This window comes from Acidovorax sp. KPB24-03, assembly GCF_057546605.1.
The window spans coordinates 1-5,589 of record NZ_BAAJYR010000228.1; the positions used below are offsets into that span (position 1 = coordinate 1).

At 69.8% G+C, this 5,589-nt stretch carries 5 protein-coding genes and 1 pseudogene; 2 read left to right on the plus strand and 4 right to left on the minus strand.

Annotated features, from left to right (window positions below; genetic code table 11):
- On the minus strand, positions 1-691 hold a 691-nt coding region (locus tag AC27KI_RS17805), incomplete at its 3' end, for a PCRF domain-containing protein (RefSeq protein WP_487115035.1).
- Between the two features lie 102 nt (positions 692-793).
- Entirely contained in the window at positions 794-2,092 is a 1,299-nt protein-coding gene (gene hemA / locus AC27KI_RS17810; protein ID WP_272565496.1) for a glutamyl-tRNA reductase, read from the minus strand.
- A 73-nt stretch (positions 2,093-2,165) separates the two neighbouring features.
- Here hemA and AC27KI_RS17815 point away from each other — a divergent pair, with 73 nt between their 5' ends.
- Positions 2,166-2,441 (plus strand): hypothetical protein, encoded by a 276-nt coding sequence (locus AC27KI_RS17815; RefSeq protein ID WP_272565495.1) that lies wholly within the window; start codon positions 2,166-2,168, stop codon positions 2,439-2,441.
- 28 nt (positions 2,442-2,469) lie between these two features.
- On the opposite strand, the gene AC27KI_RS17820 is transcribed toward AC27KI_RS17815, so the two are convergent.
- A complete protein-coding gene (locus AC27KI_RS17820) occupies positions 2,470-3,108 on the minus strand; it encodes a LysE family translocator (RefSeq protein WP_272565494.1) in 639 nt (212 codons plus the stop codon).
- A 158-nt stretch (positions 3,109-3,266) separates the two neighbouring features.
- Between AC27KI_RS17820 and AC27KI_RS17825 the strand changes: the two genes are divergently transcribed.
- Positions 3,267-4,232, plus strand: coding sequence for a Bug family tripartite tricarboxylate transporter substrate binding protein (locus tag AC27KI_RS17825; RefSeq protein ID WP_272565493.1), 966 nt, complete (start codon positions 3,267-3,269; stop codon positions 4,230-4,232).
- Positions 4,233-4,330: 98 nt separating this feature from the next.
- Here AC27KI_RS17825 and AC27KI_RS17830 read toward each other — a convergent pair.
- Positions 4,331-5,589, minus strand: a pseudogene (locus tag AC27KI_RS17830) (mechanosensitive ion channel family protein); the annotation flags it as partial.

The following is a 5,589-nucleotide window of genomic DNA, read 5'->3' on the forward strand; positions in this document are numbered from 1 at the left end:
CGCTGGCGCGGAAGGTGTCGATGCGCAGGTCGGCGGGGTTCAGGGTGATGGCCTGGTGCTCGTCGGGCTCGGGCATCACGGCCACGGTGCAGGCGCTGGTGTGGATGCGGCCCTGCGTCTCGGTGGCGGGCACGCGCTGCACGCGGTGGCCGCCGGATTCGAAGCGCAGCGCGCCGTAGGCGCCGTCGGCCTCCACGCGCAGCACCACTTCCTTGTAGCCGCCGATCTCGTTCTCGTTGGCGCTCAGGATCTCGATCTTCCAGCCCACGTTGGCGGCGTAGCGGGTGTACATGCGCGCCAGGTCGCCCGCGAACAGGGCCGACTCGTCGCCGCCCGTGCCCGCGCGGATTTCGAGGAAGGCATTGCGGGCGTCGTCGGGGTCCTTGGGCAGCAGCAGGCGCTGCAGTTCTTCTTCCAGCTGCGCCAGCTCGGCCTCGGCGGCGGCGATCTCCTCCTGCGCCATCTCGGCCATGTCGGGGTCGGCGAGCATCTCGCGGGCGCCGGCCAGGTCGGCCTCGCGCTGCTGGTGGCGCGCGTAGCGGCCGGCGATCTGCGTGACCTCGGCGTGCTCGCGGGAGATGGTGCGGTACTGCGCCATGTCGGACATGATGTCCTCGCGCGAGAGCAGGAAGTCGAGCTCTTCAAGGCGCTGCGCATAGCGCTCGAGCTGGGTTCTGAGAAAGGGCTTCATCGTCGGGGGAAAGAAATTGCTACGGGTTTTGTAGCTGATAGCGCTAGTGGAATCTGCGCTGGAGGCGTTTTTGGCCTGGTGGCAGGCCGCGCAGCCGCGTCGCTACAGGCCGGTCTTGCTTTGCGAGCGCAGGAACAGGCGCGAGACGGTCTGGGCCGTCTGGGCGCGGGTCTCGGCGTCGCCGGCCCGCAGTTCGGCCAGGGTGCCGTGCAGCATCTTCTGCGTGAGGCCGCGCGACAGGGCCTCCAGCACTGCGTCCATGTCCTCGCCCTTGGCCAGGAGCTTCTTGGCGCGGGCGATCTCCAACGCGCGCCACTCGTCGGTCTGGGCGTTGAGCTGCTGGATCAGCGGCACCACCCCGCCGGTGGGGCTGCGCTGGTCCATCCAGTGCATGAAGCTCTGCACGCCCGCGTCGATGATGGCCTCGGCCTGGGCCACGGCGGCTTGGCGGTGCGCCTGGGCGGTCTGCACCACGCCGGCCAGGTCGTCCACGGTGTAGAGGTAGATGTCTTCCAGCGCCTTGACCTCGGGCTCGATGTCGCGCGGGACCGCCAGGTCGACCATGAACATGGGGCGGTGGCGCCGCTTTTTCAGGGCGCGCTCCACGGCGCCCAGGCCGATGATGGGCAGGCTGCTGGCGGTGCAGCTCACCACGGCGTCGAACTCGTGCAGGCGGTCGGGCAGGTCGGCCAGGCGCATGACCTCGCCGCCGAAGCGCGTGGCGAGCTTTTCGCCGCGCTCCAGCGTGCGGTTGGCGACGGCGATGGCCTTGGGGTTCTTGGCGGCGAAGTGGGTGGCGGCCAGCTCGATCATCTCGCCCGCGCCGACGAACAGCACGCGGATCTCGGACAGGTCCTCGAACAGCTGGCCGGCCAGCCGCACGGCTGCGGCCGCCATGCTGATGCTGTGGGCGCCGATCTCGGTGCTGGTGCGCACTTCCTTGGCGACGGCGAAGCTGCGCTGAAAGAGCTGGTTGAGCGTGGTGCCCAGCGCGCCGGCGGTTTCGGCGGCGCGCACGGCGTCCTTCATCTGGCCGAGGATCTGCGCCTCGCCCAGCACCATGGAATCGAGCCCGCTGGCCACGCGGAAGGCATGGCGGGCCACCAGGCCGTCTTCCAGCGCGTAGGAGTGCGAGCGCAGCAGCGCGGGGCTGACGCCGCCGCTCTGGGCGAGCCAGCCCAGCGTGTGGTCCAGCGCGGATTCATTGCCGGCGCAGTAGATTTCGGTGCGGTTGCAGGTGGAGATGATGGCCGTCTCGACGCTGGGATGGCGGCTGGCGCCGCCCAGCGACTGGCGCAAACCCTGCAGCGTGGGCGCGATCTGATCGAGCGCGAACGCAAAACGACCGCGCAGATCGAGCGGCGCGGTCGTGTGGTTGATGCCAAGGGCCCAGACTGCCATAAGCGGCGATTATAAAATTGCCGGCCCGATGCAGGGGGCTATGCCTGTAATAGTCTTGATCTGGGTCATGTCCATGGATGCTTTGTCCGCCGTCAACCATCTGCTGAATTTCGTGCTGCCCGCGTTCGCCGTGGCGCTGCTGCTGGTCGCCGGCTGCAAGGTCTTCCTGCGAAAGCGGGCGGCCACACGCGGAACGCTGGCCCAGCTGGGCGTGCTGTTCGGGGTGGGCTGCCTCGTCCTCGCGGCCGGTCTGGCGTGGTGGGGACGCGACGGAAAGATGCTCACCTACGCGGCGCTGGCGGTGGGCTGCGCGACCGCGCAGTGGGTGCTGCTGCGCGGCTGGCGCTGAGAAAGACGCGCCCCGAAGGCCCGGGCCCTCAGCCCAGCTTGTGCCGGGTCTGCAGCAGGCCCACGCCCAGCGCCATGAAGGTGCCGCCCACGATGCGGTTGAACAGCTTGGCGCGCGCCACCACGTGGCCCTTCACCAGCGAGATCAGCACCACGTAGAAGGCGTGCGAGATCAACGCGCAGACGGCGAACGTCGTGGTCAGCAGCAGATACTGCGTGAACAGCGGCTCGCCGGGCACGATGAACTGCGGGAACAGGGCCGAGAAGAACAGGATGGCCTTGGGGTTGGTCAGCGACACGCCCAGCCCCTGGGCCACCAGCTGCCAGTTCTTGCGCTCGCGCCGCTGGGCGGGCGCCAGGCCGGCATCGCTGGCGATCAGCGCGTCCTGGCTGCGCCAGCGCTTGATGCCCAGCCAGATCAGGTACAGCGCGCCGACGACCTTCATCACCAGGAACGCGTTCGCCGACAGGCTGAGGATGGTGCCCATGCCGACCATCGCGAGGCCCGAGACGGCGAAGATGCCGGCCGAGCTGCCGAGCGAGCTGAACGCCGTGCGCCGCGCCCCGACATCCACCGAGTTCGACACCGCCAGCAGCACGGCCGGGCCGGGGGTGAAGCACATCAGCAGCGAAACGCCGCAGAAAACGAGCCAGTGGGCGAGGGTCATGGTGAGGGGCTTTCAGAGGCGGCGGACAAGCGGGTATTTTCGCCGAGCAGGGCCTGCCGTGAAGGGGGCTTTTGCGGGTAAGACCCCGTGCCGGGCGAGGCAGGCCGGCCCTAAGCTGCGGCTGATCCCATCCAGACACAAAAGAAGGAGACTTTCGCATGCGCCTGCGCACCTGTCTGGCGGCCGCCACCCTGGCCTGCCTGTCCGTGGCCGCCCTGGCCCAGGGCTTTCCCTCCCGGCCCATCCGCATCGTGATCGGCTTTCCAGCGGGCGGGCCGCTGGACCAGCACGCCCGCCTGCTCACCGACAAGCTGCAGGCCGTGCTCGGCCAGCCCGTGGTGGTGGACTACAAGTCGGGCGCGGGCGGCACCGTCGGCGCGCAGGACGTGATGAAGGCACCGCCCGACGGCCACACGCTGATGCTGGCCAACACCGGCGTGATGGTGATCAACCCGGCGCTCTACAGCCGGCTGCCCTACCAGACGCTCAAGGATTTCACGCCCGTCGCGCGCACCGCCATGCAGCCGCTCGCGCTGCTGGTCAACCCGAAGCTGCCGGCGAAGACGCTGCCCGAATTCATCCAGTACGCGCGGGCCAAGCCGGGCCAGGTCAACTTCGGCTCGGCGGGCAACGGTGGCATCAGCCACCTGGTGCCGGAGATGTTCAAGACGGCCACGGGCCTGTTCATGGTGCACATCCCGTACCGCGGCAGCGCCCCGGCCTTCACCGACCTGATGGCCGGCCAGGTGCAGTTCATGGCCGAGAGCATTCCGCAGGCGGCCGCGTACCACAAGCAGGGCAAGGTGCGCGCCCTGGCCGTGACCAGCCGGCAGCGCAACCCGGCGCTGCCGGACGTGCCCACGGCGATCGAGAGCGGGCTCAAGGGCTTCGAGGTGGTGGGCTTCTACGGCTTTCTCGCGCCGGCCGGCACGCCCAAGGACGTGGTCGCCAAGCTGAGCGATGCGTTCGGCCAGGTGCTGCAGTCGCCCGAGGTGCGCGAGCGCATGGTGTCGCAGGGCGCCGATCCGGCCTTCCTGGGGGCGGACGCCTTCGCGGCCTTCCTCGCGACCGAGATGCCGCGCTGGGCCACCGCCGTGGCGCAGTCGGGCGCGAAGCTGGATTGAGGCTTTCGAGCCCAATCGGCCTCCGGCGCATATTCCACTAGGGCATTATGCTATTGAATTTATAGCGAATCGCTGCGGCCGGGGTGGCCGCGCCCCGGTCAGACCACCGTCGTGCCCTGCGGCTGCGGCACCGCCACGGTCGGCGAGGTCGGCGTGGGGTGGGTGAGCGACGTGGTCGCCGGCGGCGACAGCGCCAGGCCCGCGCCGCGCAGGTTGTCCAAGATGGTGAACAGCAGGTCGCTGCGCACCCCGCCCGAGTTGCGCGGATTGCTCACGTAGCCGATGGCCAGGAAGGTGAGCGTGCCGTTCAGGATGCCTTCGAGCTGCACGATGGGTTCGGGGTCTTCCATGATCCCTTCGTGGGCGTGGAAGGCCTGCAGGATCACCTCGCGCATGCGCTGCGCGTCGGTGTCCAGCGGCGCGGGCAGGCGCAGCAGCACGCGGCCGGGCGCGCCGGTCAGCGTCATGTTGCGCACGGTCTTGGTGATGAACTCCGAGTTGGGCACGATCACGGTGGACCGGTCGCCCAGCTGGATCTCGGTGGCGCGCACGTTCACGCGGCGCACGTCGCCCTCGGTGTCGCCCAGCACCACCCAGTCGCCCACCTTCACCGGCCGCTCGGCCAGCAGGATCAGGCCCGAGATGAAGTTCTGCACGATGGCCTGCAGCCCGAAGCCGATCCCCACCGACAGCGCGCTGGCCACCCAGGCGATGCGCTCCACGCTGATGCCCAGCGCCGCCAGCGCCGCGGCCACCACCAGCACGCCGCCCACGTAGCCCAGCAGCGAGACGATGGAGCTGCGCATGCCGGGCTCGAGCGACGTGTTGGGAAAGTAGCGGTCGCTCAGCCAGCGCTTGAGCACGCGGATGGCCACGAACCCCGCCGCCACCACGGCCAGCGCGGTGAGCAGGGCCTGGGGCGCGAGCGCGAAATTGCCCACCTGCAGGCCGTTGTTGAGGCTGCTGCCGCGCCGGAAGACCTCGTCCGGTCCGGTGCCGAACGGCGCCATCAGCGCGATCACCATGTAGAAGAACAGCACCACGCGCAGCACGCCCGAGCCCAGCACGGCCGCCTGGTCGAGCAGGCCCGCGTCGATGCCCATGCCGGAATGCAGCCGCGCCCGAAGCTGCCCTTGGACGACAGCACGGCCTCGCACACGTCGTCGGCCAGCTGGTAGAGCAGGTAGGCGGTGGCGAAGACGATGGCGCTCCACACCATCTGCCGCGCCAGCGTGCTGGCCAGGGCGACGAAGCCCAGCGCCACCAGCACCAGGGTCGCCACCGAGGCGAAGCCCGCGCAGGCCACGAGCAGGCCCACCCACAGTGGGCGCGGGGGGCGCGGCAGCGGCCTCGGCGG